The sequence below is a fragment of the Ornithinicoccus sp. genome (assembly GCF_057176825.1).
In genome coordinates this window covers 1,088,598-1,115,473 of sequence record NZ_CM169976.1, presented here as the reverse complement: position 1 = coordinate 1,115,473, position 26,876 = coordinate 1,088,598, and the positions used below count along the sequence as shown (strand labels likewise).

At 71.7% G+C, this 26,876-nt stretch carries 24 protein-coding genes; 12 read left to right on the top strand and 12 right to left on the bottom strand.

Annotated features, from left to right (window positions below; all coding sequences use genetic code 11):
* Positions 1 to 2: 2 nt before the first annotated feature.
* Positions 3 to 1,769 (bottom strand): 2-succinyl-5-enolpyruvyl-6-hydroxy-3-cyclohexene-1-carboxylic-acid synthase, encoded by a 1,767-nt coding sequence (gene menD / locus AC1QRC_RS05790; protein ID WP_484205846.1) that lies wholly within the window; start codon positions 1,767 to 1,769, stop codon positions 3 to 5.
* A 230-nt stretch (positions 1,770 to 1,999) separates the two neighbouring features.
* Between menD and AC1QRC_RS05785 the strand changes: the two genes are divergently transcribed.
* From AC1QRC_RS05785 to AC1QRC_RS05775, 3 genes are all read left to right on the top strand, one after another.
* Complete coding sequence (locus AC1QRC_RS05785; protein WP_484205845.1) at positions 2,000 to 2,857, top strand: SurA N-terminal domain-containing protein; 858 nt, start codon at positions 2,000 to 2,002, stop codon at positions 2,855 to 2,857.
* Between the two features lie 82 nt (positions 2,858 to 2,939).
* The gene (locus tag AC1QRC_RS05780) at positions 2,940 to 3,329 is read left to right on the top strand and encodes a DoxX family protein (RefSeq protein WP_484205844.1); all 390 of its coding nucleotides are present in this window, start codon (positions 2,940 to 2,942) and stop codon (positions 3,327 to 3,329) included.
* A gap of 10 nt (positions 3,330 to 3,339) precedes the next feature.
* Entirely contained in the window at positions 3,340 to 5,571 is a 2,232-nt protein-coding gene (locus AC1QRC_RS05775) for a helicase-associated domain-containing protein (protein ID WP_484205843.1), read from the top strand.
* 1 nt (position 5,572) lies between these two features.
* On the opposite strand, the gene AC1QRC_RS05770 is transcribed toward AC1QRC_RS05775, so the two are convergent.
* Positions 5,573 to 7,546 (bottom strand): M13 family metallopeptidase, encoded by a 1,974-nt coding sequence (locus AC1QRC_RS05770; protein WP_484205842.1) that lies wholly within the window; start codon positions 7,544 to 7,546, stop codon positions 5,573 to 5,575.
* A 157-nt stretch (positions 7,547 to 7,703) separates the two neighbouring features.
* Here AC1QRC_RS05770 and AC1QRC_RS05765 point away from each other — a divergent pair, with 157 nt between their 5' ends.
* Positions 7,704 to 7,943, top strand: coding sequence for a hypothetical protein (locus AC1QRC_RS05765; RefSeq protein WP_484205841.1), 240 nt, complete (start codon positions 7,704 to 7,706; stop codon positions 7,941 to 7,943).
* Here the strand turns inward: AC1QRC_RS05765 and AC1QRC_RS05760 are convergent.
* On the bottom strand, positions 7,934 to 8,257 hold the full coding sequence (locus AC1QRC_RS05760) for a YrdB family protein (protein ID WP_484206581.1): 324 nt from the start codon (positions 8,255 to 8,257) through the stop codon (positions 7,934 to 7,936). The genes AC1QRC_RS05765 and AC1QRC_RS05760 overlap by 10 nt on opposite strands.
* A gap of 15 nt (positions 8,258 to 8,272) precedes the next feature.
* Complete coding sequence (locus AC1QRC_RS05755) at positions 8,273 to 9,211, bottom strand: hydroxymethylglutaryl-CoA lyase (protein ID WP_484205840.1); 939 nt, start codon at positions 9,209 to 9,211, stop codon at positions 8,273 to 8,275.
* A 54-nt stretch (positions 9,212 to 9,265) separates the two neighbouring features.
* Between AC1QRC_RS05755 and AC1QRC_RS05750 the strand changes: the two genes are divergently transcribed.
* The 3 genes from AC1QRC_RS05750 (at position 9,266) to AC1QRC_RS05740 (ending at position 13,210) form a co-directional block, all read left to right on the top strand.
* Positions 9,266 to 10,933 (top strand): DNA repair helicase XPB, encoded by a 1,668-nt coding sequence (locus AC1QRC_RS05750; RefSeq protein WP_484205839.1) that lies wholly within the window; start codon positions 9,266 to 9,268, stop codon positions 10,931 to 10,933.
* Between the two features lie 67 nt (positions 10,934 to 11,000).
* Entirely contained in the window at positions 11,001 to 11,705 is a 705-nt protein-coding gene (locus AC1QRC_RS05745) for a response regulator transcription factor (protein WP_484205838.1), read from the top strand.
* Positions 11,702 to 13,210, top strand: coding sequence for a sensor histidine kinase (locus tag AC1QRC_RS05740; RefSeq protein WP_484205837.1), 1,509 nt, complete (start codon positions 11,702 to 11,704; stop codon positions 13,208 to 13,210). Before AC1QRC_RS05745 ends, AC1QRC_RS05740 begins: the two co-directional genes overlap by 4 nt.
* A gap of 13 nt (positions 13,211 to 13,223) precedes the next feature.
* On the opposite strand, the gene ehuA is transcribed toward AC1QRC_RS05740, so the two are convergent.
* The 4 genes from ehuA to AC1QRC_RS05720 are packed head-to-tail and all read right to left on the bottom strand — an operon-like array spanning position 13,224 to position 16,353.
* Positions 13,224 to 14,036 carry an ectoine/hydroxyectoine ABC transporter ATP-binding protein EhuA gene (ehuA, locus tag AC1QRC_RS05735; protein ID WP_484205836.1) on the bottom strand — a complete coding sequence of 271 codons (813 nt, stop codon included), beginning with the start codon at positions 14,034 to 14,036 and terminating at the stop codon, positions 13,224 to 13,226.
* On the bottom strand, positions 14,026 to 14,673 hold the full coding sequence (gene ehuD, locus AC1QRC_RS05730; RefSeq protein WP_484205835.1) for an ectoine/hydroxyectoine ABC transporter permease subunit EhuD: 648 nt from the start codon (positions 14,671 to 14,673) through the stop codon (positions 14,026 to 14,028). The genes ehuA and ehuD overlap by 11 nt, the downstream gene beginning before the upstream one ends.
* Position 14,674: 1 nt before the next feature.
* Positions 14,675 to 15,388 (bottom strand): amino acid ABC transporter permease, encoded by a 714-nt coding sequence (locus tag AC1QRC_RS05725; RefSeq protein WP_484205834.1) that lies wholly within the window; start codon positions 15,386 to 15,388, stop codon positions 14,675 to 14,677.
* A gap of 11 nt (positions 15,389 to 15,399) precedes the next feature.
* The gene (locus AC1QRC_RS05720) at positions 15,400 to 16,353 is read right to left on the bottom strand and encodes a transporter substrate-binding domain-containing protein (protein WP_484205833.1); all 954 of its coding nucleotides are present in this window, start codon (positions 16,351 to 16,353) and stop codon (positions 15,400 to 15,402) included.
* 275 nt (positions 16,354 to 16,628) lie between these two features.
* On the opposite strand from AC1QRC_RS05720, the gene AC1QRC_RS05715 reads away from it, so the two are divergent.
* Both AC1QRC_RS05715 and AC1QRC_RS05710 read left to right on the top strand, forming a co-directional pair.
* Positions 16,629 to 17,789, top strand: a complete 1,161-nt coding sequence (locus tag AC1QRC_RS05715) for a S1C family serine protease (RefSeq protein ID WP_484205832.1) — start codon at positions 16,629 to 16,631, stop codon at positions 17,787 to 17,789.
* An 82-nt stretch (positions 17,790 to 17,871) separates the two neighbouring features.
* Positions 17,872 to 19,935, top strand: coding sequence for a HelD family protein (locus AC1QRC_RS05710; protein WP_484205831.1), 2,064 nt, complete (start codon positions 17,872 to 17,874; stop codon positions 19,933 to 19,935).
* A gap of 36 nt (positions 19,936 to 19,971) precedes the next feature.
* Here the strand turns inward: AC1QRC_RS05710 and AC1QRC_RS05705 are convergent, their stop codons facing one another.
* Positions 19,972 to 20,769, bottom strand: coding sequence for a deoxyribonuclease IV (locus AC1QRC_RS05705; RefSeq protein ID WP_484205830.1), 798 nt, complete (start codon positions 20,767 to 20,769; stop codon positions 19,972 to 19,974).
* 103 nt (positions 20,770 to 20,872) lie between these two features.
* Positions 20,873 to 23,131: an HNH endonuclease signature motif containing protein gene (locus AC1QRC_RS05700; RefSeq protein WP_484205829.1), complete on the bottom strand. Its 2,259-nt coding sequence runs from the start codon at positions 23,129 to 23,131 to the stop codon at positions 20,873 to 20,875.
* Between the two features lie 926 nt (positions 23,132 to 24,057).
* Between AC1QRC_RS05700 and AC1QRC_RS05695 the strand changes: the two genes are divergently transcribed.
* The gene (locus AC1QRC_RS05695; RefSeq protein ID WP_484205828.1) at positions 24,058 to 24,558 is read left to right on the top strand and encodes a hypothetical protein; all 501 of its coding nucleotides are present in this window, start codon (positions 24,058 to 24,060) and stop codon (positions 24,556 to 24,558) included.
* Positions 24,559 to 24,704: 146 nt separating this feature from the next.
* Complete coding sequence (locus tag AC1QRC_RS05690; RefSeq protein ID WP_484205827.1) at positions 24,705 to 25,229, top strand: HD domain-containing protein; 525 nt, start codon at positions 24,705 to 24,707, stop codon at positions 25,227 to 25,229.
* On the opposite strand, the gene AC1QRC_RS05685 is transcribed toward AC1QRC_RS05690, so the two are convergent.
* Both AC1QRC_RS05685 and AC1QRC_RS05680 read right to left on the bottom strand, forming a co-directional pair.
* A complete protein-coding gene (locus AC1QRC_RS05685) occupies positions 25,226 to 25,993 on the bottom strand; it encodes a DUF4031 domain-containing protein (RefSeq protein ID WP_484205826.1) in 768 nt (255 codons plus the stop codon). The two genes, AC1QRC_RS05690 and AC1QRC_RS05685, sit on opposite strands and share 4 nt — an antisense overlap.
* Positions 25,990 to 26,334, bottom strand: coding sequence for a YnfA family protein (locus AC1QRC_RS05680; protein WP_484205825.1), 345 nt, complete (start codon positions 26,332 to 26,334; stop codon positions 25,990 to 25,992). The genes AC1QRC_RS05685 and AC1QRC_RS05680 overlap by 4 nt, the downstream gene beginning before the upstream one ends.
* A gap of 137 nt (positions 26,335 to 26,471) precedes the next feature.
* Between AC1QRC_RS05680 and AC1QRC_RS05675 the strand changes: the two genes are divergently transcribed.
* The gene (locus tag AC1QRC_RS05675; RefSeq protein WP_484205824.1) at positions 26,472 to 26,768 is read left to right on the top strand and encodes a WXG100 family type VII secretion target; all 297 of its coding nucleotides are present in this window, start codon (positions 26,472 to 26,474) and stop codon (positions 26,766 to 26,768) included.
* Positions 26,769 to 26,876: the final 108 nt, after the last annotated feature.

Below are 26,876 nucleotides of genomic sequence, written 5' to 3'. Positions count from 1 at the left end.
GGTCAGCGCACGGCCTCCGCCGCGGCCCGCGCCAGTCGGGCCCGCAGGTCCCGGTGACCGGAGCGGTCGACGCGGACCTCCAGCACCCTGATCCCCGACTCCTCCCGGGTGAGGAGCTCGGTGAGTTCCGCAGCGCTCCCCACCGCGCCATGCCGTATGCCGTGCGCCCGGCAGAGCGCTGCCAGGTCGGTCCCGGTGGGGGTGCCGAAGACGCGCTCGAAGTCGGCTGCCCTCGCGGGCTCGCCGTACTCCAGGGTGGCGAAGATGCCGCCCCCGTCGTCGTTGACCACGACGAAAGTCACGTCGGGCCGTGGCTCCTCCGGGCCGAGCTGCAGGCCCGCGGCGTCGTGCAGGAAGGTCAGGTCGCCGAGCAGCGCGACGGTCCGGGCAGGCGCACCCTGCGCCGCGGCCGCGAACGCGACACCGAGCGCGGTGGAGACCGTGCCGTCGATCCCGGCCAGGCCGCGGTTGGCGACGACGGTGGGCCGGCTGGTGCCGCGGTCGGGGCGCCAGGAGGCGGCGAGGTCGACGTCCCGGGCGGCGTTGGAGGATCCGACCACGAGCGTGTCGCCCGGGTCGAGGGACGCGAGGACGGTGCCGGCGACCGCCGGCCCTGAGGGCCAGGAGCCGAGCAGGACCGGTCGGGCTGCCCGCGCCACGTCCATCCCGGCCTGCACCCAGGCGGCGGCCCAGCGGACGTCACCGCCCGGCGCCGTCCCGGACACCGCGCGGCGCAGCGTGTCCCAGGCATGGACCCGACGCACCACGTGGGAGGGGTCGGGCCACTCCGGGCCGGTGGTGACCACCTCGACCCGCACGCCAGGGGTCCGCAGCACCCTGCCCAGGGCGCGACTCAGCGTGATCCGGCCGACCACGAGGACTCGCTCGGGCAGGTGCCGCGCGACCCATTCCTCCGCGGAGAGCAACAGCGGCCCGTGCGGCACAACGCCCCGCCGGTCCCCGGCCCCGAACGGCTCGGCAATGACCGGCCAACCGCGCCGACCGGCCAGCCGGAGCGCCTGCTCCGCCAGTGCCGGGTCGGGCAGGTCTCCCAGGACCATCAGGGTCCGCGCGACAGAGTCCAGACCGGGACCTGCCCCGCGCTCGGACTCGGGCTCCGGCACCTCGGTCCACGGGCGTCCGTCCTCCCGCCCGCGCAGGCCCGCGGCGAGCCCGGGCCAGTCCTGGCCTCCTGCCCCGGTGTCCTCCTCGTCGGGGGCCAGCGGGTCCCGGAACGCGATATTCAGGTGGACCGGACCGGGGCGACCGCCCAGCGCCCCCACGGATCCCGACCAAGCCCGGCACACCGCCGATCGCCAGGGCGCCTGCTCCCCACCCTGGGCCGGCGACGCAGCCGCCGGCACGTCCGCCTCCCACCGGACCGCGGCGCCGAACAGGCCCGGCTGCCGGGTCGTCTGGTTGGCCCCGGTGCCCCGCAGCTCTGCGGGACGGTCCGCGGTCAGGACGATCAGGGGGACCGCGGCGTGATCGGCCTCGAGCACGACGGGGTGCAGGTTGGCCGCGGCGGTCCCCGAGGTGGTGAGCACCACGGCCGGGCGGCGGGACACCTTGGCCAGACCCAACGCGAGGAACCCGGCGGTCCGCTCGTCCACCCGGACATGCAGGCGCAGCGCACCGGCACGCTCCGCCGCCAGCACGGCATACGCCAGCGGTGCGGAGCGCGAGCCGGGGCACAGCACGACGTCGCGCACGCCGCACCGGACGAGCTCGTCGACCAGGACGCGGGCGTGGATCGTCGCCGGGTTCACGGCCGGTCCACCCGGGCGCTCGGGGTGGTCGCCGGGACCGGGGCGTCGGCTTGCCGTGGCATCCGCGCAGGGTAGCCGACACCGTGGCACGAGGGAGACTGCACTGGACAACTCGTATTCTTTGGGCGTTCATTAATAGCCTTTCCTGGCAATTCCCTGAGAATATGAAATGCGGCGAGTTTATCCAATCGTGATACGTTGGCCGACCGTTTCGACAATGAGGGAGAAGAATGCGGAACAAGACATGGCTGACCACGGCCGGACTGGCCGTCTGCCTGCTCGGCGCCGCCGCGTGCAGCTCCGAGGACAGCACCACCGGTGACGGCGCCGACACCACGCAGGGCGCCTCTGCCGCGCCCGGCGATGAGGACGGCGCCTCGGCCACCGATGACAGTGCCGGCGCGACCGACGACGGTGCTGCCGCCACCGATGACGGCGCCGCCGCCACGCAGGGAGCCGCCCCGGAGGCCGACCTTTCCGACGTGCCTGACGTCGTTGCCGAGGTGAATGGCACCGAGATTTCCAAGGACGAGTTCGCCGAGAACTACCAGACCAGCTACGAGCAGGCCCAGATGACCGCCGAGATGAGCGGGGAGGAGGTCGATGAGGAATCTCTCAAGCAGGAGACCATCGAGGGCATGATCAGCAACGAGCTGCTCCTGCAGGCCGCCGACGAGAAGGGCTATGAAGTCAGCGCCGAGGACATCGAGGCCGAGCTGGAGGAGCTGGCCACGAACAGCGGGCTCGGGTCCACCGAGGAGTTCATCGCCGCGCTCGAGGAGCAGGGCATCGCCGCCGACGAGGTCGACGCCGAGGTCGAGAAGAAGATCAAGGTGGACCGCCTCATCGAGGAGGACCTCGACATCCAGGAGCCGACGGACGAGGAGATCCAGGAGTACTACGACGAGTTGGCCGCCCAGCAGGGCGGTGGCGACAGCGAGTCCGGCTCCACCGGGTCCGCACTCCCGCCGCTGGATGAGGTCAAGGACCAGATCGCCGACGCGCTCACGGCCGAGCAGGAGAACGAGGCGATCACGCAGTTGGTCGAGGAGCTGCGTGCCGAGGCCGACGTCACCGTCCACCTCTGATCCGAGGATGTCGCCGCCCCGTCCCGCCTGCTGGCAGGATGGGGCGGTGGCCTCCGACCGGACAACGACCAGTCGTCACCGTGTGCGTGCGCTGACCCCCGGAGGGCGGCTGGTCGCCGGTCTCTTCACCGTCTCGGGGGTCCTGCACCTGGTCCGACCGCAGATCTTCGAGCCCATCATCCCGACGTTCCTCGCCGACCACCGCCGCCCGCTGGTGCAGGTGTCCGGCGTGGCCGAGTTGGGCTGTGCGGCCGGGCTGCTGCACCCGGCGACCCGCAGGCCCGCGGGGCTGGCCAGCGCGGCGCTCCTGGTGGCCGTGTTCCCCGCCAACGTGCAGATGAGCGTGTCGCTGGGGCGGCGGGCCGCGCGCGTGCAACGCGCCGGGGCCTGGGCGGCGTTCGCCGGCTCGGTGGCCCGGCTCCCCGTGCAGTGGCCGCTGGTCAGGGCCGCCCTCGGCGCCGCCGGCGACTAGCGTGTCCAGGGTGCCTACCGCCGCCCGGAGCCTCGCCGAGGACCTGCGCCTGCGCAGCGACCGCGAACTGTCAGCGCTGTTGCAGCGGCGCCCCGACCTGGCCCGGCCCGCCCCCGCGGACGTCACCGCCCTCGCCGCCCGCGCGACCACCCGTGCCAGCGTGCAGCGGGCCCTGGACTCCGTGGACCTGGCCCACCTGCGCGCGCTCGAGGCCCTCGTCGTCGCGGGTGCCGCCCGTCCCGCGACGGTTGCCGCCCTGCTCGGCCAACCCCCGCGCTCGGCCGCCGTGGCGACCCTCGTGACCGACCTGGTGGACCTGGCCCTGGCCTGGCGTTCCCCCGAGGGCGTCCGCCCGGTCCGCACCGTGGTCGAGGTGATCGGCGTCCCCGCCGGGCTGGGTCCACCCGGCGAGCAGGTCCCGGAGGGACCGGCGCTGGACCGTGCGCTGGAGAATCTGGACGGGCCGCAGCGCGCCATCCTCCAGGCGCTGACGTGGGGACCGCCCACCGGCGTCCTGTCCGGCGGCGGCAGCGGTGATCGCGCCATCGGCCAGGCCGGGGCCGCACTCGTCCACGCCCGACTGCTGCAGCGGGTCGACGACACCCACGTGCTGCTGCCGCGCCAGGTCGCCCTGGCGCTGCGCGGCGGTGTGCTGCACCGGGAGCCCGCGCTGGAACCGCCCGTCCCCGCCGGTTCCCCAGTGGATCCCGCGGTGGTCGACGCGAGCGCCGGCGGCCGGGCGGCCGAGCTGATCTCCCTGGTGGCCGAGGTCCTCGACGAGTGGGGGGCCCGTCCCCCGCGGGTGCTGCGGTCCGGAGGCCTGGCGGTCCGGGACCTGTCGCGGGTGGCCACGCTCACCGAGACCGGCACCGGGCACGCCGCCTGGCTCCTGGAGGTCATGCTGGCCGCCGGCCTGATCGCCGCCGACGACGCCACCGAGCCCTCGTGGATGCCGACCGGAGACTCCGACGACTGGGCCGAGCGTCCGGCCGGGGAGCGCTGGGCGGCCCTGGCCCTGGCCTGGCTCACCACCTCGGCCGCACCCTCGCTCGTCGGCAACCGGGACGGCACGAGGGTCAACGCGCTGAGCCTGCAGACCTCCTGGCCGGCGGGTCGGCAGCGCAGGCAGGACGCGCTGGCCGCCCTCGCCACCCTCGACCCGGGCAGCGCCCCAGACGATTCGGCCCTGCTGGACCTGCTGCGGTGGCGGCACCCGGTCCGCCTCTCACGCCTCGGGGACCCTGACCTGGCGACGGTCCGCAGGGAGGCCGAGTGGGCCGGGGTGACCGGTCGCGGGGCGCTGGCCTCGGCGGGGCGCCTCCTCCTGGACGGCGACCAGGCCGGCGCCGCGCAGGTCATGGCGTCACACATCCCCGACGCCGTGGAGCACGTGCTGCTCCAGGCGGACCTGACCGCTGTCGCCCCGGGGCGGCTGGACGGCCCGGCACGGGGTGTCCTCCACCTGCTCGCCGATGTCGAGTCCCGCGGCGGGGCGACGGTGCACCGGTTCACCGAGCAGAGCGTGCGCCGGGGCCTCGATGCCGGGTGGTCCGCCGACCGGGTGCTGTCCGAGGTCGCAGCGGTGAGCCGCACCGGCGTCCCGCAGCCACTGGAGTACCTGGTGCGGGACGTGGCCCGGCGCCACGGGGTGGCGCGGGTCGGGTCCGCAGCGGCCTATCTGCGCTCCGACGACGAGGCGCTCCTGGACCGGGTGTTGGCCGACCGGGAGCTGGGGATGTTGCAGTTGCGGCGGATCGCGCCGACGGTCCTGGTGAGCCCGGTCGGTGCCGCGACCGTGCTCGACCTGTTGCGCGAGCGTCAGTACGGCCCCATCGCCGAGGGCGGGGACGGCGGGGTGGAGCTCGGCGCCGCCCGTGACCACCGGACCAGCCGACGGGCGGCCCCTCCGGTCCACGTGAGCAGCGTGGGCCCGGACATCGCCGACAAGGTGGTGGCGGGGATGCGCCGCGGCGAGGAGGCCCGGGAGGCAGTGCCCGAGGGAACCGCCGGGGGCGTGCCGCACGGCACCGACCCGGTGGTCACCCTCTCGATGCTGCGGGAGGCCGCCGCCGAGCGGGTCGCGGTGTGGATCGGCTACGCCGACGAGGTCGGGGGCGTGCAGCCGCTGCTGGTGCGCCCGACAGCGGTCGAAGGGGGCCGGGTCCGGGGCACCGTCGGCGACCAGGACCAGCCGCGCACCTTCCTGCTGCACCGGGTCACGGGCGTGCGCGCCACGGAGTAGGTCAGAAGATCCGGACCCGCTCCCGCGGCGCCAGCCACATCCCGTCCCCCTCGGACACCCCGAAGGCCTCGTGGAAGGCGTCCACGTTGCGCACGACGTTGCCCCGCAGGTCCGACGGGCTGTGCGGGTCGGTGGCGAGCTGGCGCCCCAGCTCCTCCGTCCGGGCCTTGCCCCGCCAGACCTGCGCCCAACCCAGGAAGAATCGCTGCTCGCCGGTCCAGCCGTCGATAACGGGCGGGTCTCCCCCGTTGGCCTTCCGGTAGGCCGCGAGCGCCAGGTTGAGGCCGCACAGGTCGCCGATGTTCTCCCCGACCGTGAGGCCGCCGTTGACGTGCTGGTCCGGCAGGTCCCGCGGCGAGAGCGCGTCGAACTGCTCGATCAGCGCCTGCCCCCGCTCGTCGAACGCCGCCCGGTCCTGCTCGGTCCACCAGTCGGTCAGCGAGCCGTCGCCGGCGAACCGCGAGCCCTGGTCGTCGAACCCGTGGCCGATCTCGTGCGCGATGACGGCGCCGATTCCGCCGTAGTTCACCGCGTCGTCGGCCTCCACCGTGAAGAACGGCGGCTGCAGGATCGCCGCCGGGAACACGATCTCGTTGAGCATCGGGTGGTAGTAGGCGTTCACCGTCTGCGGGGTCATCAGCCACTCGTCCGGGTCGACGGCGCGGCCGATCTTGGCCAGCTCCCGGTCGGCCGCGACAGCGTGCCCGCGTCGCACGTTGCCGAGCAGGTCGTCGGGCAGCACCTCGTAGGCGGAGTAGTCGCGCCACACCGGCGGGTGCCCGACCTTGGGGCGGAACTGCGCCAGCTTCTCCAGGGCCTTGGCCCGGGTCTGCTTCCCCATCCACTCCAGCTCGGCGATGCGCTCCTCGAACGCCGCCACGACGTTGGCCACCAGCTCCTGCATCCGCTCGGCGGCCTCCGGCGGGTAGTGCTCGGCGACGTAGAGCTGCCCCGCCGCCTCACCGAGCAACTGCTCGACCAGGCCGACTCCCCTCTTCCACCGCTCCCGCAGCTCCGGGGTGCCGGACAGGGTGCGGCCGTGGAAGTCGAAGTGTGCCTGCACATACTCCTCGGGCAGGTACTTCGCGGTGCCGTCCAGCAACCGCACCACGAGCCAGGCGCGCCAGTCCGCGACAGACACCTCGGTGAGGGCGGCGGCGATCGCGGTGAGCACGTCCGGCTGGCGGACCACCACGTGGTCCAGCGCGCCGTCGGTCGCGCCGATGCCGCCGGCCCAGGCGGCCCAGTCCCAGCCGGGCGTCAGGTCCTCGAGCTCGGCCCGGCACATCCGCGTGTAGGACTTCACCGCGTCCCGCGCGGTCACCCGGTCCCAGTGCGCCGCGGCGATGCGGGTCTCGAGGTCGAGGACCCGCTGGGCGGCGCCCTCCCCCAGGTCCAGGCCCGCCGCCGTGATCTCGTCGGTGGCCAGGGACAGCAACGTCTCCAGATAGGACAGGTATGCCGTGCGCGTCGCCTCGTGCGCGGGGTCCCGGTAGTACGCCTCGTCGGGCAACCCGATGCCGCCCTGGTGCAGGTAGCCGATGTTGGTGCCGGGGTTCCCGGCGTCGGAGGTCACCCAGAAGTGGACCAGCCCGTCGACGCCGTGCCGCTCCTGCACCCCGGACGCCTGCACCACACCCGAGGGGTCGGCTACCGCCGCGATCCGGGCCAGGTCGACGGCCAGGGGGGCCGAGCCCCGTGCCTCCACGCCCTCGGTGTCCATGAAGCTGGCGAACAGGGCCCCGACCTTGCCCGCCGGGCTGTCCAGGGACGGCTCGTCGGCCGCCGCCCGCTCGATCAGCTCGTGCACCGTGCTCTCGGCGCTCTCCCGGAGCATGTCGAAGGCGCCGTAGCGGCCCCGGTCCGGGGGGATCTGTGCCGTGGCGAGCCACCTGCCGTTGACGTGACCGAACAGGTCGTCCTGGGGGCGTATGCCCTCGTCCATGTGCTTCCGGGCGATCCCTGATTCCCTCACGACCCCGTCCTCCTGCTCCCCTGCTGTCCAAGTCTCTTTGGCCACACGGTAAGCCCCGGACCATGCACTGCCCTAGTCGGGCACTACGAGGCACCCGGATGCACCCGGCCGGGCGCACGGCATACGGTGGGGTGGACGGCGACATCGGGAGGTCACCATGAGCGTGTTCGGGAAGTTGTTCGACCCCTCCGGGAAGGGTTCGGAGGAGGCGGGTTCGGGTGAGGGGTACGACCCGGCCACCCGCGGGGCCGAGGTGGACCTCGACGCCGGGGTGCTCATCCTGCCGGACTATGGAGCGGCCGAGCCCACTGCGGAGCCGGAGATCGAGGAGCAGGAGGCCGGGGAGCAGGAGGCCGACCCGGGCCCGGCCGAGGCACCGGGCGACCTCTACCGCTGAGCCGGGCGGGCCAGCGCGTTCGCCCCGACATTGAGCACCAGCAGCGCCAGTGCCCACCCAGGCTGCCCGGCGTGCCACAGCGCGGCACTGGCGCCGCCCAGCACCAGCACCTTGGTGACCGGGGTTGCCCAGCGACCACGGTGCCGCGCCTTCGGCGCCGCGTAGCGCCCCCACAGCAGCGCCGCCACGACGGGGACGAGACCGGCCAGCAGCGCCGAGACGGCCCAGCCGTCCCCGAGGTGCCACCCCCAGGCACCCAGCGCGACGAGCGCCAGCACCTCCCCGAGGAACACCAGGGTCAGGACCACGGCCATGGCCACGTCCGGTGCCTACCCGCCGGCCAGGGCCTTGACGACGCGGGAGGGTGAGGGCCGCCCCAGCTGCCCGGCCATCCAGACGCTGGTCTCGACCAATGCGTCCAGGTCCGCGCCGTGCTCGATGCCCAGGCCGTCCAGCGCCCAGACCAGGTCCTCGGTGGCCAGGTTGCCGGTCGCCGACTTCGCGTACGGACAGCCCCCGAGCCCGCCGGTGCTGGCGTCGACCACGCTGACTCCCCGGGCGAGCGCGGTCACCGTGTTGGACAGCGCCTGGCCGTAGGTGTCGTGGAAGTGCACCCCGATCTGGTCCACGCCGATGCCGGCAGCGTCGAGACCGTCGAGCAGCCGGTCCACGTGGCCGGGGGTCGCCACCCCGATGGTGTCGCCGATGCTGAGCTGGTCACAGCCCAGGTCCATCAGCCGGGAGCACGAGTCGACCACCTGCTCCACGGGCACCGGTCCCTCCCAGGGATCCCCGAAGCACATCGACACGTAGGCCCGCACCCACGCCCCGGCGTCCAGCGCCCGGTCCACGACGGGGGCGAACATCGCCACCGACTCGGCGATCGACCGGTTCAGGTTCGCCTGGGCGAACGACTCCGTGGCACTGCCGAAGATGGCGATCGAGGAGACCCCCTTGGCCAGGGCCCGGTCCAGGCCACGCTCGTTGGGCACCAGCACCGGCCGCTGCCGCCCGGTGCCCGCCGGTCCGAGCAGGTCGATCAACTCCTCCGCATCACCCAGCTGGGGCACCCACGTGGCCGGCACGAACGAGGTCAGCTCGACGGTCTGCATACCGGCCGCGAAGAGGCGGCGCACGAATTCGGCCTTCACCTCCACCGGCACCACGGACTTCTCGTTCTGCAGCCCGTCGCGGGGGCCGACCTCATAGATGGTCACCCGCCGGGGCAGGTCCGGCATCGGCTCGACCATCGGCAGCGTCCTCGTCATGGGCCCATCCTCGCACCGGGAACAAGCCCGGTGCCGTGCGGCGTTGACCCCGCGATGACCGGACCCCTGATCGTGCAGAGCGACAAGACCCTCCTGCTGGAGGTCGACCACCCCGACGCCGAGACGGCGCGGCGCGCGATTGCGCCCTTCGCCGAGCTGGAGCGTGCCCCCGAGCACGTGCACACCTACCGCGTCACGCCGCTGGGGCTGTGGAACGCCCGGGCCGCCGGCCACGACGCCGAGCAGGTCGTGGACGCCCTGGTGACGCACAGTCGCTACCCGGTCCCGAACGCTCTCCTGTTGGACGTCGCCGACACGATGGCGCGCTACGGCCGGTTGACCCTGGAGCGGGACGACTCCGGGGAGGAGCCCCGCCTGCTGCTGCGCACGACCGACCGCCCGGTCCTCGCCGAGGTGCTGCGCCACAAAAAGATCAAGCCGCTGATCGGCGCGACCATCGACGAGGACACCGTCGCGGTGCACCCGTCCGAGCGCGGCCACCTGAAGCAGGAGCTGCTCAAGGTCGGGTGGCCCGCGGAGGACCTGGCGGGGTATGTCGACGGCGAGGCGCACCCGATCGACCTGGCGGAGGACGGGTGGGCGCTGCGGCCCTACCAGCAGCAGGCCGTGAACGGCTTCTGGGACGGGGGCTCCGGGGTCGTCGTGCTGCCCTGCGGCGCCGGGAAGACGCTGGTCGGGGCCGGTGCCATGGCCAAGTCGGGCACGACCACCCTGATCCTGGTCACCAACACCGTCGCAGCCCGGCAGTGGCGCGACGAGCTGCTGGCGCGCACCTCGCTGACCGAGGACGAGATCGGTGAGTACTCCGGCGCCCGCAAGGAGATCCGCCCGGTCACCATCGCCACCTACCAGGTCCTCACGCTGCGCCGGAAGGGCGTCTACCCACACCTGGACCTGCTGGACGCCCGGGACTGGGGCCTCATCGTCTATGACGAGGTCCACCTGCTGCCGGCCCCGATCTTCCGGATGACCGCCGACCTGCAGGCGCGGCGCCGGCTCGGGCTGACCGCGACCCTGGTGCGGGAGGACGGGCGGGAGTCCGACGTGTTCTCCCTCATCGGGCCCAAGCGCTACGACGCGCCGTGGAAGGACATCGAGGCCCAGGGCTACATCGCGCCGGCGGACTGCGTCGAGGTGCGGGTCAGCCTGTCCGACTCGATGCGGATGGCGTATGCCGTGGCCGAGCCGGAGGAGCGCTACCGGTTCGCCTCGTGTGCCCCCGCCAAGGACGCGGTGGTCGACCAACTGGTCGCGCGGCACCGGGGGGAGCCGACCCTGGTGATCGGGCAGTACCTGGAGCAACTGGACACCCTCGCCGGGCGTCTCGACGCTCCCCTGATCACCGGGGAGACCGGGGTGGCGACGCGGCAGAAGCTGTTCCGCCAGTTCCGCGAGGGCGAGATCGACCTGCTCGTGGTGAGCAAGGTCGCCAACTTCTCCATCGACCTGCCGGAGGCCTCGGTAGCCATCCAGGTGTCCGGCACCTTCGGCTCCCGGCAGGAGGAGGCCCAGCGCCTCGGCCGGGTGCTGCGCCCCAAGGGCGACGGCCGCACCGCGCACTTCTACACGATCGTCTCGCGCGACACTGTCGACGCGGAGTTCGCCGCCCACCGGCAGCGGTTCCTGGCCGAGCAGGGCTACGGCTACCGGATCGTGGACGCCGACGAGCTGGACCAGCTCAGCCCGCCCGTCACGGACTGACCTGGGTCGGCACCCGTCCCAGCGGCTTGTCAGGCATTTCCCAGACAACGGCCGGACACTGGGTGGTATGAGCACGCCCGAAGCCACCCTGCTCGTCGTCGAGGACGAGACCAACATCCGCGAACTGCTGGCCACCAGCCTGAAGTTCGCCGGATTCCAGGTGCACGCCGCCGCCGATGGCAACACCGCCCTGAAGATGGCGGCCGAGCACGACATCGACCTGGCCGTGATGGACGTCATGCTGCCGGACATGGACGGGTTCACCGTGACGAGGCGGCTGCGCGAGCAGGGGCGCCAGGTGCCGATCGTGTTCCTCACCGCCCGCGACTCCCTGGACGACAAGGTCAAGGGTCTGACGGTCGGCGGCGACGACTACGTCACCAAGCCGTTCAGCCTGGAGGAGGTCGTGGCGCGCATCCGGGCGGTGCTGCGCCGCACCGCAGCCGTCGAGGACGAGGACGACACGGCCCTGCGGGTCGCCGACCTGGAGTTGGACGAGGACAGCCACGAGGTGCGCCGGGGCGGCAAGGTGATCGAGGTCTCCCCCACCGAGTTCAAGCTGCTGCGCTACCTGATGCTGAACCGGGGCCGCGTGCTGTCCAAGTCCCAGATCCTGGATCACGTCTGGGACTACGACTTCCGTGGTGAGATGGGGATCGTGGAGTCCTACATCTCCTACCTGCGCCGCAAGGTGGACGTCGACGGACCCGCGCTGATCCACACCAAGCGCGGCGTCGGCTACGTGCTGCGAGAGCCCCGCGAGAGCGCGTGAGCCCCCTGCTCAGGGCCCGCAGCCGGGTCTACACCCGGTTGCACAACCTGTCCCTGACCTGGCGGCTGGTCTCGGTCGTCGTGCTCCTCACCCTGTCCGCGTTCGTCGCCACGACCACCCTCACGGCATACCTGCTGCGCGACTACCTCACGGACCGGATCGACACCGACCTGGACACCTACATCCAGCCGCTGGCCACCATGGCCTTCGCCAACCTGCAGGACAACCCGACCCAGATGGCGGACGCGTTCGTCCCGCCCAACACCTACTACGTCCTGGCATCCGACCGCCAGGGAGGGACCGCCCCCCAATGGATCCCCGGCAACCAGGGCGACTCCCCACCGAACCTGGGCTGGATCGACTGGGACGACGAGCGGCTGACCCTGTCGGCGGCCCCCCAGGCCTTCACCGTCGAGTCGGTGGACGGCCAGACCGACTACCGGGTGCTGGCCAAGCGGCTGAGCCGCGGCGAGGGCACCCTGGCGGTCGCCGTGTCGATGACCTCGATGCAGAACACCGTCAAGCAGCTCGTGCTGCTCAGCAGCATCGTCGGCTTCTGCACCCTCGTGGCGGTCGGGCTCCTCGGGTGGTTTGCGGTGCGCCGCTCGTTCCGGCCGCTCGCCCGGATCGAGGACACGGCCCGCGCCATCGCTGCGGGCGACCTGACCAGCCGGATCCCCCCGCGGGGCGCCAACGACGAGGTGGCCTCGCTGTCCGACTCGCTCAACACCATGCTGGCACGGATCGAGCAGTCGTTCGCGGTGCGGGAGGCCTCGGAGAGGCGGATGCGTCAGTTCGTGGCCGACGCCTCCCACGAGCTGCGCACTCCCCTGGCCACCGTCAAGGGGTATGCCGAGTTGTACCGGGTCGGTGGTGTGCGTGAGCCCGATGACGTGGCCGGGGCGATGCGCCGGATCGAGAACGAGGCCGGGCGGATGGCCCGGCTGGTCGAGGACCTCCTGCTGCTCACCCGGCTGGACAGCCAGCCGCAACCCCGGCCCCGGGACGTGGACCTGACCGTGTTGGCCGCCGACACCGTGCAGGACGCCCGGGTGCGTCGGGACGACCGCGAGATCCGGCTGGTGCCGCTCGACCCCGACGCCGGTGAGCTCGCCGGCGTCCACACCACCGGCGACGACCACGGGTTGCGTCAGGTGCTGACCAACCTGGTCGCCAACGCCCTGGAGCACACCCCCGCCGGCACCCCGGTCGAGGTGGCCGTCGGGGTCACCGAGGGGCGCAGCATCGTGGAGGTCCGGGACCACGGCCCGGGGATCCCGCCGGACGTGGCGGAGCGGGTGTTCGAGCGGTTCTACCGTGCCGACCCGTCCCGGAACCGCGCCAGCGGCGGCACCGGGCTCGGGTTGGCGATCGTCGCCGCCATCGTCGGCCGCCACGGGGGCAGCGTCCGGCAACGGCCGACGCCGGGCGGCGGGGCAACCTTCCGGGTGGAGCTCCCGCGCGCCGCCGCGCCGGCGAGCACGCAGGAGACCGCCCCGGCCTGAGCGCCGGGCAGGATCAGAGCACGGCTTCCAGGAACTTCTTGGTGCGGTTGTGGTCGGGGTCGGTGAAGATCTTCTCCGGCGTCCCCTCCTCCACGATCTGACCGCCGTCGAACATCATCACCCGGTCCGAGACGTCCCGGGCGAACTGCATCTCGTGGGTCACGATCAGCATGGTGATGTCGGTCTCCTCGGCGAGGTTGCGCAGCGTGCCGAGCACGTCCCCGACCAACTCGGGGTCCAGCGCCGAGGTCACCTCGTCCAGCAGCAGGATCTCGGGGTGCATCGCCAGTGCCCGCGCGATGGCGACCCGCTGCTGCTGCCCGCCGGACAGCTGCATCGGGTGGGCGTCCGCCTTTGCGGCGAGCCCGACCTTCTCCAACAATCCCTTGGCCTCGACGCGCGCCTCCTCCGGCTTCTTGCCCAGGACGTGCACCGGAGCCTCGATGATGTTCTCGATCACCGACATGTTGGGGAACAGGTTGAATTGCTGGAAGACCATGCCGATCCGCTTCCGAGTGCGGCTGACCTCCTTGGGCTTCAGCGCCACGCGCTTGCCGTCGCGCTCGACGTGGGTCAGCGGCTCACCGTCGACGAAGATGTAACCGTCGGTGAGGTCCTCCAGCGTCATCAGCAGGCGCAGGATGGTGGTCTTGCCCGAGCCGCTGGGCCCGATCAGCGTGACCCGTTCTCCCTGGGCGACGCTGAAGTTGAGGTGGTCCAGCACGGTCAGGTCGCCGTACTGCTTCACCACGTCCCGGAACAGGACGCGATGGTTCGCCGCGCCGGCCCCGGCGGGCGTGGTCTGGGGTGCGTTGTCAGTAGGCAAGTTTCTTCTCCAGTTTCCGCATCAGGAGCGCGGTCGGGTAGCTGGCCGCGAGGAAGATCAGGCCGGCGGCCGTGAACGCCTCGAGATAGGTGAAGTACTGACCACCGAACTCCCGGGCCTCGGTGACCATCTCCGACACCGCGATGAAGATCAGGAACGGTGTGTCCTTGAACATGGCGATCGCCCAGTTGCCCAGGGAGGGCAGGGTGTTGCGGATCGCCTGCGGCAGGATGACGGCCCGCCAGGTCCGGGACGCCGGCAGGCTCAACGCCGTCGCGGCCTCCCACTGCCCCTGCCGGATCGACTCGATCCCGGCTCGGTAGGACTCGGCCATGTAGGTCGAGTAGTGCACGCCGAGCACGGCGATCCCGACCCACAGCGCGTTGACGCGTGGGTAGAAGTCGACGATCGCGTAGAGGGCAAACAGGAGCTGGACCGGCAGCGGGGTCATCCGGATGAGGTCCAGGACCCACTTCACCGGGTAGCCGATCCACTTCGGCAGCTGGCGGACCGCGATGGCCCACACCAGCCCGAGCACGACGGCGATCAGCGAGCCGAAGACCGTCGCAACCAGCGTGACCTTGAGGAAGGCCTCAAGCAGTTGGGGCAGCGCCTCGAAGAACAGTTCCATGTTCATCTCACGCCACCGCCTCGGCGACAGCCTTCGTCGCCCGTGCCCGACCGACCTTGAAGCCGAGTCGACGCTGCGCCCGGCGTTCCATCCAGCGGAACCCCATGGAGACGAGCAGGGCGATGACCAGGTAAATCAGCATCGCGCTGCCGAAGGAGACCCAGGTCCCGACGCTGCGCCGGGCGATACCGGCCTCGAACGTCACGTCGTTGAGCAGCACCAGGCTCACCGCGGCCGTGCCCTTGACGAGCATCACGGCCAGGTTGTTGAAGCCCGGCAGCATCAGGGCCCAGGCCTGCGGCCAGATGACCCTGCGGAACTTGGTGAACCACGGCATCGACAGGGCGGTCGTGGTCTCCCACTGGCCCTTCGGCACGGCGTTCAGCGAGCCCCGCACCACCTCGGCCCCGTAGGCGCCGTAGTTCAGCCCCAGGCCGATGATGGCGGTCCAGATGCCCGGCAGGTCGATGCCGGTGACGGGCGGGAGGACGTAGTACAGGAAGAAGAGCTGCACCACCAGGGACGTGCCCCGGAACACCTCCACGATCACCCGGGCCACCACCCGCAGCCAGGCCGGACCCTGGTGCATGGAGACGCCCAGGACGACCGCGACGATCATCATCAGCACGGCGCCGCCGAGGAAGGAGTAGAGGGTGGCCGACAGGCCGTCCTCGATCAACCTCGGCAGCGTCCTGCCGACATCGGAGAAGAACTCACCCACGTGAGGAGTCCTCAGCCCTCATCGGTCGGGTCGGAGCTGTCACCGCCCTTGGCGTCCTGGATCTCGGCGGCCTCCTTGAGGCTCTCCTCGCTGCCGTCGCAGAACATCTCGACGGTCAGATCCTCGGCGGGGCGCTCGGCCTCGGAGAAGCCGAACTCACCCACGACCTCCTCGAACCGCTCGGGGTCGTTGACGATCTTCTGCAGCTCCTCGTTGTAGGCCTCGCGCAGCTCGGTGTCGTCGTTGCGGAACACGGTGGCTCCGGCGCTGATCTGCGGGACGCCGTCGATCTCGGCGGTGAACGCCTCGGTCACCTCGACGGGCTGGTCGGGGTTGTTCTCGGCCATGGTGCGCAGCGAGATCGCGGTGAGCGCGAAGACGTCGGCGCGACCGCTGGCCACGGCCTCCATGCCGTCCAGGGAGCTCTGCACGGTCATCGCCCCGTCGATCCCGAGGCTCTCGGAGTAGCCCTGCTCGATCGTGGCGGACTGCACGGCGAGGAGGGCGTCGCTCTCCTGCACGCTCTGCATGTCGCTCAGACCCATCGGGTTGCCCTCGGGCACCATCAGCCCGGTCGTGTACATCAGGGACGGGGTGGAGAACGAGGCCTGGGCACAGCGGTCCGGCAGGATCGACATACCGGCCGACACGGCGTCGTACTCGCCACGGTTCAGCCCGGGAATGAGGGCGTTCCAGTCGACATACTGGCCCTCGACGTTTTCGATCCCCAGAGCCGCGTAGATCTCCCGGTCCAGGGCGATCGTGGCGCCGGTCAGGTCGCCGTTGTCGTCCTCCCAGCTGTAGGGCTCCTCACCGGCGAAGGCGACGGTGATGCTGCCTTCTTCCCTCAGCTCCTCGAGCAGGTTGCCTGCCTCGCCGTCGTCGCCACCGCAGGCGGTCAGCACCAGGGCTCCGGCGGCCAGGCTGGCCAGCAGCGCACCCCGTCGGGTCGTTGACTTGTGCATTCACGGGTCCTTTCGGATTGACGAGGCAGATGCCTCCCACCGCACGGGTCGACCGTGGGGACACGCCGCCCCGATGGGACATCGGGATCACCGTTGACCGTAGGGAGTTGCGGGCCCAGGCTCAAGTGCAAACCGGCCCCTGGACCGAATCGTTGTCGCATCGAGATCCACAGGCCACTCCCAGGATTCTCCCAGTGCCCGCCGATGTAGCCGGGTTCTGATGGTCACCGAGCGCACGGCATACAGCCCGACGACCCACGCCACAGGAGGACGACATGAGCACGCAGAGCACGCCGCGACAGGGCGGCCGGGCATCCCGGTGGGGCGGCATCCTGGCGGTCGGGCTGCTGTCCGCGGGGCTCGCCTCTGGCGGGACGTATGCCGTGGTGCAGGCGGGCAGCGACGACCAGCCCGTCGTGGTCGAGTCGGCCGGGTCCACGGCGACGCAGGCGACCAACGCCTCGATCGAGACCGCCACCGACTGGGGCACCATCGCCGACCAGGTCGGCCCGAGCGTGGTCTCCATCGGGGTGGCCTCGCAGACCGGGGAGGGCGCGGGCTCCGGTGTCGTGTGGGACGCCGAGGGCCGCATCGTCACCAACGCCCACGTGGTGTCCGGCGCCGACCAGGTGCAGGTAACGCTCGCCGACGGGCGCACCTACCAGGCCGAGATCGTCGGCGAGGATGCCTCCACCGACCTGGCGGTGCTCGCGCTGGCCGACCCCCCGTCCGACCTGGTGCCCGTCGAGCTGGGCGACGGCGAGCTGTCGGTCGGCGACCCGGTCATGGCGATCGGCAACCCGCTCGGCCTCTCCGGGACGGTGACCACGGGCATCGTCAGCGCGCTGAACCGCCCCGTCTCCACCGAGTCCAGCGAGCAGGGCGACCCGATGCAGCAGGGGCAGTCGACCCCCGTGGTCACCAACGCGATCCAGACCAGTGCGGCCATCAACCCCGGCAACTCCGGCGGCGCCCTCGTCGACTCGGCCGGTCGACTGGTCGGCATCAACTCCTCGATCGCCACCCTGTCCAGCGGCATGACCGGAAGCCAGAGCGGCAGCATCGGGATCGGCTTCGCCATCCCGGTTGGCGTCGTCGAGTCGATCGCCGGCCAGCTCATCGAGTACGGCACGGCCGAGCACGCCTTCCTCGGGGTCGGACTGGAGGACGCCACCGCCGAGACCGAGGACTCCACGAGCAACGGGGCGGGCATCAGCCAGGTCGAGTCCGGGTCCCCGGCAGAGGCGGCAGGTCTGGAGACCGGTGACGTCATCACCGACATCGACGGCGAGCGGGTGGACAGCGCCCTGTCGCTGGTCGCGCAGGTGCGCGCCCGCACGACGGGTGATGAGGTGGTGCTGGGCTTCGTACGCGACGGCGAGCGCCAGGAGGTCACCGCGACGCTGGACGCCCGACCCGACGAGCAACAGCGGTAAACCCCCAAGACAGGCCACCTCGGATCGGCTAGGGTCTTTCGTCTCCCCCCTTTCGCCCTGGTCGATCCGAGGTGGCCCTTTCATGCCCAATCTCCCCGCCCCCGACCCTGCCCAGGAACTCGCCCGGGAGCAGGACTACCTGGCCCGGGCCCGCGCCGAGCTGGCCCGGATGCGCGAGCACACCCTCTCGCTGCAGGTCCAGGCCGGCGACCAGATCGCCCAGGAACAGCTGGCGTGGACCCTGTGGCAGCGGGCGAAGTCCCTGCTGGATGACCCCGGCAGCACGCTCTTCTTCGGCCGGGTCGATCTGCGTCCGGGGGGAGGTGGCCCCGCACAGCCCCACTACATCGGGCGGCGCCACGTCTCGGACCGTGCCGGCGAGCCCGTCGTCATCGACTGGCGGGCGGGCGTCTCGACCGCGTTCTACCGCGCTTCGCCCACCGAGCCCATGGACGTGGTGCTGCGCCGCCGGTTCGGGGTGGACGGGGGCGAGCTCACGGCATACGAGGACGAACACCTGCTGGCCCCCGAGCCGGGCGACGTCGGCGCGGGCCCCGGCGGCGGCTCGGCGATCCTGGCGCGAGAGATCGAGCGACCCCGGGTCGGCCCGATGCGCGACATCGTCGCGACCATCCAACCCGAGCAGGACCTGATCGTGCGCTCCGACGTGACCACGACGATCTGCGTGCAGGGTGCGCCGGGCACGGGCAAGACGGCCGTAGGTCTGCACCGGGCTGCCTGGCTGCTCTATGCGTTCCGGGAGCGGCTCGCCCGGGCCGGCGTGCTGGTCATCGGGCCGAACAGGGCGTTCCTGGAGCACGTGGGTGCCGTGCTGCCGGCCCTGGGCGAGATCGAGGTGCGCCACACCACGGTCGAGGACCTGGTGGGTGACATCACCGTGCGCGCCGTCGACAGCCCCCACCTGGCGACCCTCAAGGGGGACGCCCGGCTCGCGACGGTGCTGCGGCGCGCCGTCTGGTCACGCGTCCGCCGGGCCGAGGAGCCGCTGGTCGTGCCGCGCGGCTCCCGCCGGTGGCGGATCGGCGCCTTCGAGGTGCAGGAGATCCTCGACGAGTTGGCCGGGCGGGGGGTCCGGTACGAGGCCGCCCGCGCGATGTTGCCGCACCGCCTGGCCCACGCCGTGCTGGTCCGGATGGAGCGTGCCGGGGACACCCCGGACGACCGGGTGCAGGACGCCGTGGCACGGTCCAAGCCGGTCCGCGACTACGCGCGTTCGCTGTGGCCACAGCTCGACCCGAGGCAGGTGCTCTGGGAGCTGTGGTCGGACGCCAAGGCCCTTGCTGCGGCGGCACAGGGTGACCTGACCGCGCAGGAGCAGGAGTTGCTGCGCTGGGAGAAGCCCGCCCGCTCCAAGGGGTCTGCCCGGTGGAGCGCCGCCGACGCGGTGCTGCTGGACGAGCTGGGCGACATCCTCGAGCGGACCCCCAGCCTGGGCCACATCGTGGTCGACGAGGCGCAGGACCTCTCCCCCATGCAGTTGCGGGCCGTCGGGAGGCGGGCCGCCACCGGATCCCTGACCGTTCTCGGTGACATCGCGCAGGGCACCACACCATGGGCCACGGCATCCTGGGAGGAGTCGCTGCGCCACCTCGGCAAAGAGGACGCGCACCTGGAGGTCCTGGACCGCGGGTTCCGCGTGCCGGCGTCGGTCATCGACTTTGCAGCGCAGTTGCTGCCGCACATGGCACCCGGGCTCGGCGCCCCGGTCTCCGTCCGGGAGAACCCCGGCCGCCTCCAGGTCAGCACCATCGCCGCCGAGGACCTGCTCCCCGAAACGGTCCGGGAGGTCACCGCGCTGGGCACGGAGCCCGGGTCCGTCGGCGTGATCGTCCCGGACGCCCTGGCGGGCCGCCTCTCGGCTGCACTTGCGGACGCCGGGGTGCCCCACGACGTGTTGGGCGGGGAGCACGAGGAGCTGCACCAGGTCCAGGTCGTGCCGGCGACGGTCGCCAAGGGGCTGGAGTTCGACCAGGTCGTGGTGTTGGAGCCGGCCGAGATCGCCGCTGCGGAGCCCGACGAACGGACCGGCCTGCGCCGGCTCTACGTCGTGCTGACGCGAGCCGTGAGCGGTCTCACGGTGGTCCACGCCCGGCCGCTGCCCGGTCCGTTGGCCGGCGCCGCCTAACCCCCGGCCCGGGCGGTCAGCCTGCTGCCCGGTCGGTCAGCCTGTTGCCAGCCGCTCGCGCAGCCAGGCGATGTCAGCGCCCTGCTCCTCCGCGCCGCCCGGTGTCTCCACGATGACCGGGGCGTCAGCCTCCCGCACGACCGCGACGAGGTCGTCGGCGGGGAGCGTGCCCTGGCCCAGGTTGGCGTGCCGGTCGGCGCCCGACCCCTGCGCGTCCCGGCTGTCGTTGGCGTGGACGAGGTCGATCCGCCCGATCGCGGAGTGCAACCGGTCGACCAGTCCGGCAAGATCCTCGCCGCCGGCGTAGGCGTGGCAGGTGTCGAGACAGAACCCCACCTCGCTCCCCTCGTCCGCCTCCAGCACGCTCGCCCAGAGCCGCTCCAGGCTCTCCACACCCCGCGCCATCGCGTTGCCCCCGCCAGCGGTGTTCTCGATGAGCACGGGGACCTGAGCGTCCAACCCGTCGATGCACTTGCGCCAGTTGTCGAACCCCTTCTCCGGGTCGTCCTTGGCCAGGACATGGCCGCCGTGCACGATCACTCCCGCTGCCCCCACCTCGGCGGCGGCCGTGACGTGCTGCTGCAAGAGCTTGCGGCTGGGGATCCGGATCCGGTTGTTGGTCGTCGCGACGTTGATCACGTAGGGCGCGTGGACGTAGAGCGCGATCCCTGCCTCCTGTGCCGCCGCCCGCAGCGCCTCGGCGCCGCCCGGGTAGCGGACCTGGGGGCCCTTGTAGTCCTGCGGGTCACCGAGGAAGATCTGCACCGCCCGGGCGTCCCTGGCGCGGGCCTCTGCGATCGGGTCGGTCTGGTCGACGTGGGCACCGATGAGCATGTACCGACGGTATCTCCCATGGAGGCGGCGGCGCTTTCAAGGGTGCGGGAGCCAGGGGCTCATGCTGCTCAGAAGGGACTCGTGCCCCTCAGACTCGTGCCCCTCAGAAGGGTGGTGGCGGTTCGGCGCGGTCGATACTCGGTCCGCGGTCACCGTGGCCACCGCGATTGCCCTGTCCGTCGCCCCTGCCGCCGCGGCCGCCCTCGCCGCTGCTGCCCTTGCCCGTGCCGGTGCCCGTGCTCTTGCCCGGGCGGTCGCTGTGGCTGTCGTTGTCGTCGTCGCGCAGGCCGAGGATGTCCTCGGGTGTGGGCTGGTCCGGCGGGGCCCCACCACGCCGGTGCCCCTTACGGGTCTGGTGCCGCAGCTTGATCGGGGCCTGGTGATGCACCCAGGCCGGTCCCAGGGACCGGGTCTCGGGATCAAAGTAGTCATCCTCATCGACCAACCTGGAAGGCCGCTCCCGGTGCGCCAGCGCGGCATAGATCAACCGGTTCTGCAGGTCAACGTCACCAGCCTCGGCCGCAGCCAACCGTTCCCGCGCCACCGCACGCCGCTCCGCACCGCCGGACCCCGACGACTCACGACCCGCCCCGCCGGACCCACCCCCCGTGCTCCCGGGCCTGCCGGGTTCACCGGTCTCGTTGCGATCACCCTGGCCGGTGGGCAACGGATCGAGCAGCACCCGGTAATCAAACGTGCGAGTCGTGTAACACCCGAAGAGCAACGTGGTCCACCTCACCCGACGCGCCTCATCGATCTGCGCCGACCAAACCTGCGCAGTCTTCAACGAGTGATGCGACCGATGCAAACACATCCCGTTCCGACAACTGGTCTGCCCACCCTCACTATGCGCCACCACATGATCAAAATCGCACTCCTGCGCAGGACGCCGACACCCCGGCGCCCGACACCGCCGATCCGCAGCCTGCACAAACGCCCTGATCTGCGCATCCGGACGATACGTCGTGGCAGACCGTTCGATCACATGCCCATCCACCGGGTCCGTCACCAACCGGCGCAACACCCCACCAGCCCGGACCGCCAACTCACGCACCTCCTCGCCCGACAAGTACCCATGGCCCGGGATCATCCCGACCCCGGAGGACTCCGGACTCAGCAACACATCCAACGGCACGATCACCTCAAGACTGACCCGCGGATCCCCCGACAACACCCGCGCCGTCTCCTCATCCACCCCACCAAACAGATCACCACCAACACCAGGCCCCTCAAGGCCCCCGGGAACCTCAGCCCCCATCGCCCCACGCCCCGTGCCGCGAGCTTCCTCAGCGCCGGTGCCACCAGCACCGGCGCCATCAGCATTCGTGTCACCGAGGTCGGTGTCATCAGCACCGGTGTCAGGGTCGGTGTCATTAGCACCGGTGTCGTGACCGGCCCACCCCGGCTCGGCAACAGCACCCTCGGGCACGAACCAGGGCGCACTGCCCCCACTGCCCCTCTGACCGGCGCTGCCCGCGCGCTCGTCGCTGCCCGTCGTGTCGTCGTCTGCTGACTGGCACTCCGCTGCCGTCTGGTCGTCGCTGCCCGTCGTGTTCTGGCTGCCTGTCGTGTTCGCGTCTGCCGGGGCAGTCGCACGTCCTGTGGTGTTGGTAGTGCCATGGATCAGCAGGGACAACGCCAGATCAGCCCGCAACTGGGACAGGGTCCGCTCATCACCAGCAGCCCGCAACGCCCGAGCAGCACGATCGATCCGGTTGATCGCGGCCACGACCGCAGCAGTACCCCCCGTGATCGTCAAACACCCCGTCCCATCATCCTCCAACACGACCCGGGCATCACGACGAGCCAACGCCGCCGCACGACCCGCCCGCGCCGCCGCCGGATCTTCCCCCAACAACGCCGCCACCAACCGAGCCAACGTGTCCTTGGTCTCCCCCCACCCCTCCCGCGCCATCGAACCCGGATCCACCCCACCATCACGAGCCGAACGAGCACGAGCCGAACCCGGCCCAAACGTCTCCGAAGCCACCTGCGCCGCAACCTCCACCGGCATATGCCGACACGCCGACCACCACGCCCGCACCTGATTCCACTGCACCTCCCCACCCGCCCACGCCTCCCACACCACCCCCGTAGCCAACCCCGGCCCCGTCGCGAACCCGACCCGGTCATGACAATCCTGAATCCCCCACCCCGTCACCAACTGCACCTCATGCGCCAACACCGACTTCACCTTCGCCCGCCACCGACCCCGCGCCGTCTTCGACAACTCCTGCGGCCCCGCCACCCCAGCACGACCCAACAACTCCTGCCCCGTCGCCGCCGCCAAATCACGCAACACCCCCGCCAACAACGCCTCCGACCACCGCGACAACACCACCGACGCCTCCACCGCCGCCACCAACTCCCCATCACTAGCCCGCGCACGACCCGAAGCCCCACCCCACCCCCCACCACCGGCCAACGTCCCCCCACCCTCGACCGGACAACCCCGACCCTCGGCCGGTGAACCCGGCAGGCCCCCGGCCGGGCACTCCCCCGCCGCGCCCGAGGCCAACACCGGCACCAACGCGACCAACTGGCCCACCACCGCCTCAGGAAACTCACACTCAGTCAACGCCGCCACCAAACGACCCACCCGCCCCTCAACACGAACAGGGTCACGCCCCTCGCCCTCGCGCCCCTCGCCCTCGCGCCCCTCGCCCCCCACGGCGTCAGACTCGCCCTCGGGCCCGCCCTCGTCTTCGGGCAGCAACACCAACCGGGCACCCGCCGGCACCCACCCCCGATGGACATCCGCACGACACGGCATACCCCCCACCGACTCCACCGACTCCAGCAGGCCCACCATCAACGGCTCGACCAGGCCCTCGCCGACCCGCAACCCCACCAACCGCGGCAAAACCTCCTCCACAGCAACCCGGGCAAACGACCGATCAAACCGGACACGCCACTCCGGCTCAAACAACTCCCGCCCCGCACCCCCGGATGACCGATCCACGACAACACCCCCTCTCCGCCGACTCCCAGACCCCACCAACCCCGGCCCCGCATTCCCCGTACGAAACCAATCGGTGCGACCTCTCCGATACCCCCCTATCGTAGAACACCCGTACACAACTTCGCAAGCCTGTCCACAAACAAACTCCACCAAATCCCGCCCCCGACAGACGAGCACCTCCTCGCCACCGGCTCCCGTCCCCCGCACTCTGACGGGGGATTCTGCGATCCCGTCAGGCCCTGGGTGGAGATCGGCAGGCGAATCGGGGCATGATCGGTGGCAGGGCACCGACGCCCGTCCGCTCGTCCACCGTGTGAGGAGTCCACATGCACCCGACCCATGTCCCGCTGCGCCTGGCGACCGGCGCCTACATCCTGAATTCGGGCCTGTCCAAGTGGGGCGCCGACGAGGAGACCGCCGCCGGCCTGCACGGGATGGCGAGCGGCGCCTACCCGTTCCTGTCGTCCCTCAAGCCCACCGACTTCGCCCAGCTCCTGGCAGCGGGCGAGACGGCGCTCGGCGCGGCACTGCTGTTCCCGAAGGTGCCCTCCGCCGTCGCGGGTGCGGCCCTCGCCGGGTTCGGCGCCGGGTTGATCGGCATGTACTTGCGCACCCCGGGGATGACCCAGGACGACGGCATCCGCCCCACTCAGGACGGCACCCCGATCGCCAAGGACATCTGGCTGGTCGGGGCCGGCCTGACGCTGGCCACTCAGAGCTTCCTCAGCGGGGCCAAGTCGGCCGCCAAGACCGCCTCGCGCAGCGCCAAGGCCAAGGTCAGCGACATCGGCCAGAGCGCCAAGGAAACCCTGCCGTTCTCGGCCTGACCGACCTGCTCGACCAGTGGGCGGCGGATGCTGCCGCGCTGGCGCCCCACGCCGGCCCGGACCGGTGCCGGGCCGAGGGTGAATGGCTGGCCGGGGCCTGGAGCGAGCTGCACCGGGCCTACCACACGCTGGCCCACCTCTCGGAGGTGCTCAGCGCGCTAGCCACCCTGGAAGGGGCCGGCGCGGTGGACGCCGTCGGCGCGCGCGTGGCCCGGGTCGCCGGGTGGTTCCACGACGTCAGCTACGACCCGCGCGCCGCTGCCGGCAGCAACGAGCACCGCAGCGCCGCGCTGGCCCGCGACCACCTGCACCACCTGGGTGTCGACGCGGCCACCGTCGACACCGTGGAGGCGCTGATCCTCCTCACCGCCGACCACCAGGGCGCGGCGTCGGCCGAGGGGGCACCGGCGCGCACCGGCCCACTGGCGGCCTTCCACGACGCCGATCTGTGGATCCTGGCCGCACCGCCCGAGCGGTTCGACGAGTACTGCTCCCAGGTCCGCCGCGAGTACGCCCACGTGCCGGACCCGCTGTATGCGCACGGCCGCGCGTCCATCCTGCGTGCGCTGGTCGGGCGCGGCCCGGTCTACCGGACCTCGCACGGCCACCGGGAGTGGCAGGCGGCTGCCGTCAGCAACGTCGAGCGTGAGCTCGGACGCCTGGGTCGCTAGCTCCCGAGCCACCGCTGGACCAGCAGCCACCACGGCTGGTCCCCGCACCGGCGACGCGCCTCGACCAGGTGGACCCACGCGGCGTCCGTGACGTCATCCTCCACGGGTGCCACGGTCGGGCTGTCGCGCAGCACGGTCCCGAACACTGCGATGAGGTTGTCCCCCGCGGACCAGGGGCCGGCCTCATCCCCGGCCCGGATGGTGATCCGCTCATACCCCACGGGGTGCAGCACGTCGACGGCCAGGCGCAACCCCGTCTCCTCGTGCAACTCCCGCACCGCCGTCCGCCGCGGTCCTTCCCCACCCTCGGCCTTCCCGCCCGGCGGGGCCCAGCCCAACCGGGAGGTGCTGCGCACCAGAAGCAGCCGGTCCCCTGGCGACCGCACCAGCACGACCGCGGCACCCGAACCGGCCGGGGGTTCGTGCGGGGAGGCGACGACGTCCAGCACGTGGGGCCCGCGCACGGCCGGCAGACCGTCGACAACCCGGGCGAGTGGGCGCTCCCCCTTCCGCTTGCGGAACCGTAGTCCACTGGCCTGCAACCGCCGCGCCAGGTCCGTCGCGCCCGTCAGGGTGGCTCCGGCCGCCACGAGAGCTGCGTGCCGGTCTTCCGGTATGTCGTAGTGGTCCCCCTCGAACGATCGTTCCGGCAGGCCCACCCGCCGGGCGAAGTCGTGCAGTTCCTCCAGCGAGGTGTCGCTGATCACGTGCGACCACAGCCGCCCGTGCGCGGGCCAGAGGGGAGGGTCGATCCAGATCGTCATCCTCCCGGCACCGCCCGGGGTGCGTACATGATGACGGCGACGCCCACGAGGCACACGGCAGCGCCGATCAGGTCATAACGGTCAGGCCGGAAGCCGTCGACCACCATCCCCCAGGCCAGCGATCCGGCAACGAAAACCCCGCCGTATGCCGCGAGGATCCGTCCGAAGTTCGCGTCCGGCTGCAGCGTGGCGACAGCGCCGTAGAGCCCGAGGAACACGGCCCCGGCGCCGACCCAGAGCCAGCCCCGGTGCTCACGCAGTCCCTGCCACACCATCCAGGCGCCGCCGATCTCCAACAGTGCGGCGAGGGCGAAGAGCAGCACGGAGCGGGCAATCGTCATACCGCCCGACCCTAATAGGGACGCCCCGAGCCGGGAGCGCCTGTGGATAACCGGGAACGGGCCGACCCGGTCCGCCCTAGTGTCGTGTCCACGAGGTGCCGGCCGTGGGGGTCGGCCACCGGGACCAGGGAGGGCACATGAGCAACACCTTTGCCGTGGACACCGCGCGGATCGCGGGAGCCTCGGGAGACATCCAGCGGATCGCCGCCCAGATCGAGGGCGACGTCCGGGCCATGATGGCCAAGCTCAACGCGCTGCAGGACTGCTGGCGCGGGGGCGCGGCCGCCAACTTCGCCGGCGTCACCCAGGAGTGGAACGCCACCCAGGAGAAGGTCCGGGTGTCGTTGCAGAACATCTCCGCCGCGCTGAAGCTGGCCGGGGAAGACTACGAGCTGGTCGAGCAGGCCAACCGGTTGCGGTTCACGCCGCAGTGACACTGCGGTTCACCCCGCGGTGACGTTGCGGTTCACCCCGCAGCGACCCGGTGCCCGGCCCGGCCCTTCCCCATCCCGGCCGGGCACCGCCGGGGCCGCCCCGTTCGG

Coding starts and splice junctions, on each gene's coding strand:
- AC1QRC_RS05755 (WP_484205840.1), bottom strand. CDS start 9,211: ATGACGAGGACGCTGCCGATGGTCGAGCCGATGCCGGACCTGCCCCGG.
- AC1QRC_RS05745 (WP_484205838.1), top strand. CDS start 11,001: ATGAGCACGCCCGAAGCCACCCTGCTCGTCGTCGAGGACGAGACCAAC.
- ehuD (WP_484205835.1), bottom strand. CDS start 14,673: ATGAACATGGAACTGTTCTTCGAGGCGCTGCCCCAACTGCTTGAGGCC.
- AC1QRC_RS05710 (WP_484205831.1), top strand. CDS start 17,872: ATGCCCAATCTCCCCGCCCCCGACCCTGCCCAGGAACTCGCCCGGGAG.
- AC1QRC_RS05715 (WP_484205832.1), top strand. CDS start 16,629: ATGAGCACGCAGAGCACGCCGCGACAGGGCGGCCGGGCATCCCGGTGG.
- AC1QRC_RS05720 (WP_484205833.1), bottom strand. CDS start 16,353: ATGCACAAGTCAACGACCCGACGGGGTGCGCTGCTGGCCAGCCTGGCC.
- AC1QRC_RS05765 (WP_484205841.1), top strand. CDS start 7,704: ATGAGCGTGTTCGGGAAGTTGTTCGACCCCTCCGGGAAGGGTTCGGAG.
- AC1QRC_RS05685 (WP_484205826.1), bottom strand. CDS start 25,993: ATGACGATCTGGATCGACCCTCCCCTCTGGCCCGCGCACGGGCGGCTG.
- AC1QRC_RS05760 (WP_484206581.1), bottom strand. CDS start 8,257: ATGGCCGTGGTCCTGACCCTGGTGTTCCTCGGGGAGGTGCTGGCGCTC.
- AC1QRC_RS05680 (WP_484205825.1), bottom strand. CDS start 26,334: ATGACGATTGCCCGCTCCGTGCTGCTCTTCGCCCTCGCCGCACTGTTG.
- AC1QRC_RS05750 (WP_484205839.1), top strand. CDS start 9,266: ATGACCGGACCCCTGATCGTGCAGAGCGACAAGACCCTCCTGCTGGAG.
- AC1QRC_RS05785 (WP_484205845.1), top strand. CDS start 2,000: ATGCGGAACAAGACATGGCTGACCACGGCCGGACTGGCCGTCTGCCTG.
- AC1QRC_RS05705 (WP_484205830.1), bottom strand. CDS start 20,769: ATGCTCATCGGTGCCCACGTCGACCAGACCGACCCGATCGCAGAGGCC.
- AC1QRC_RS05695 (WP_484205828.1), top strand. CDS start 24,058: ATGCACCCGACCCATGTCCCGCTGCGCCTGGCGACCGGCGCCTACATC.
- AC1QRC_RS05675 (WP_484205824.1), top strand. CDS start 26,472: ATGAGCAACACCTTTGCCGTGGACACCGCGCGGATCGCGGGAGCCTCG.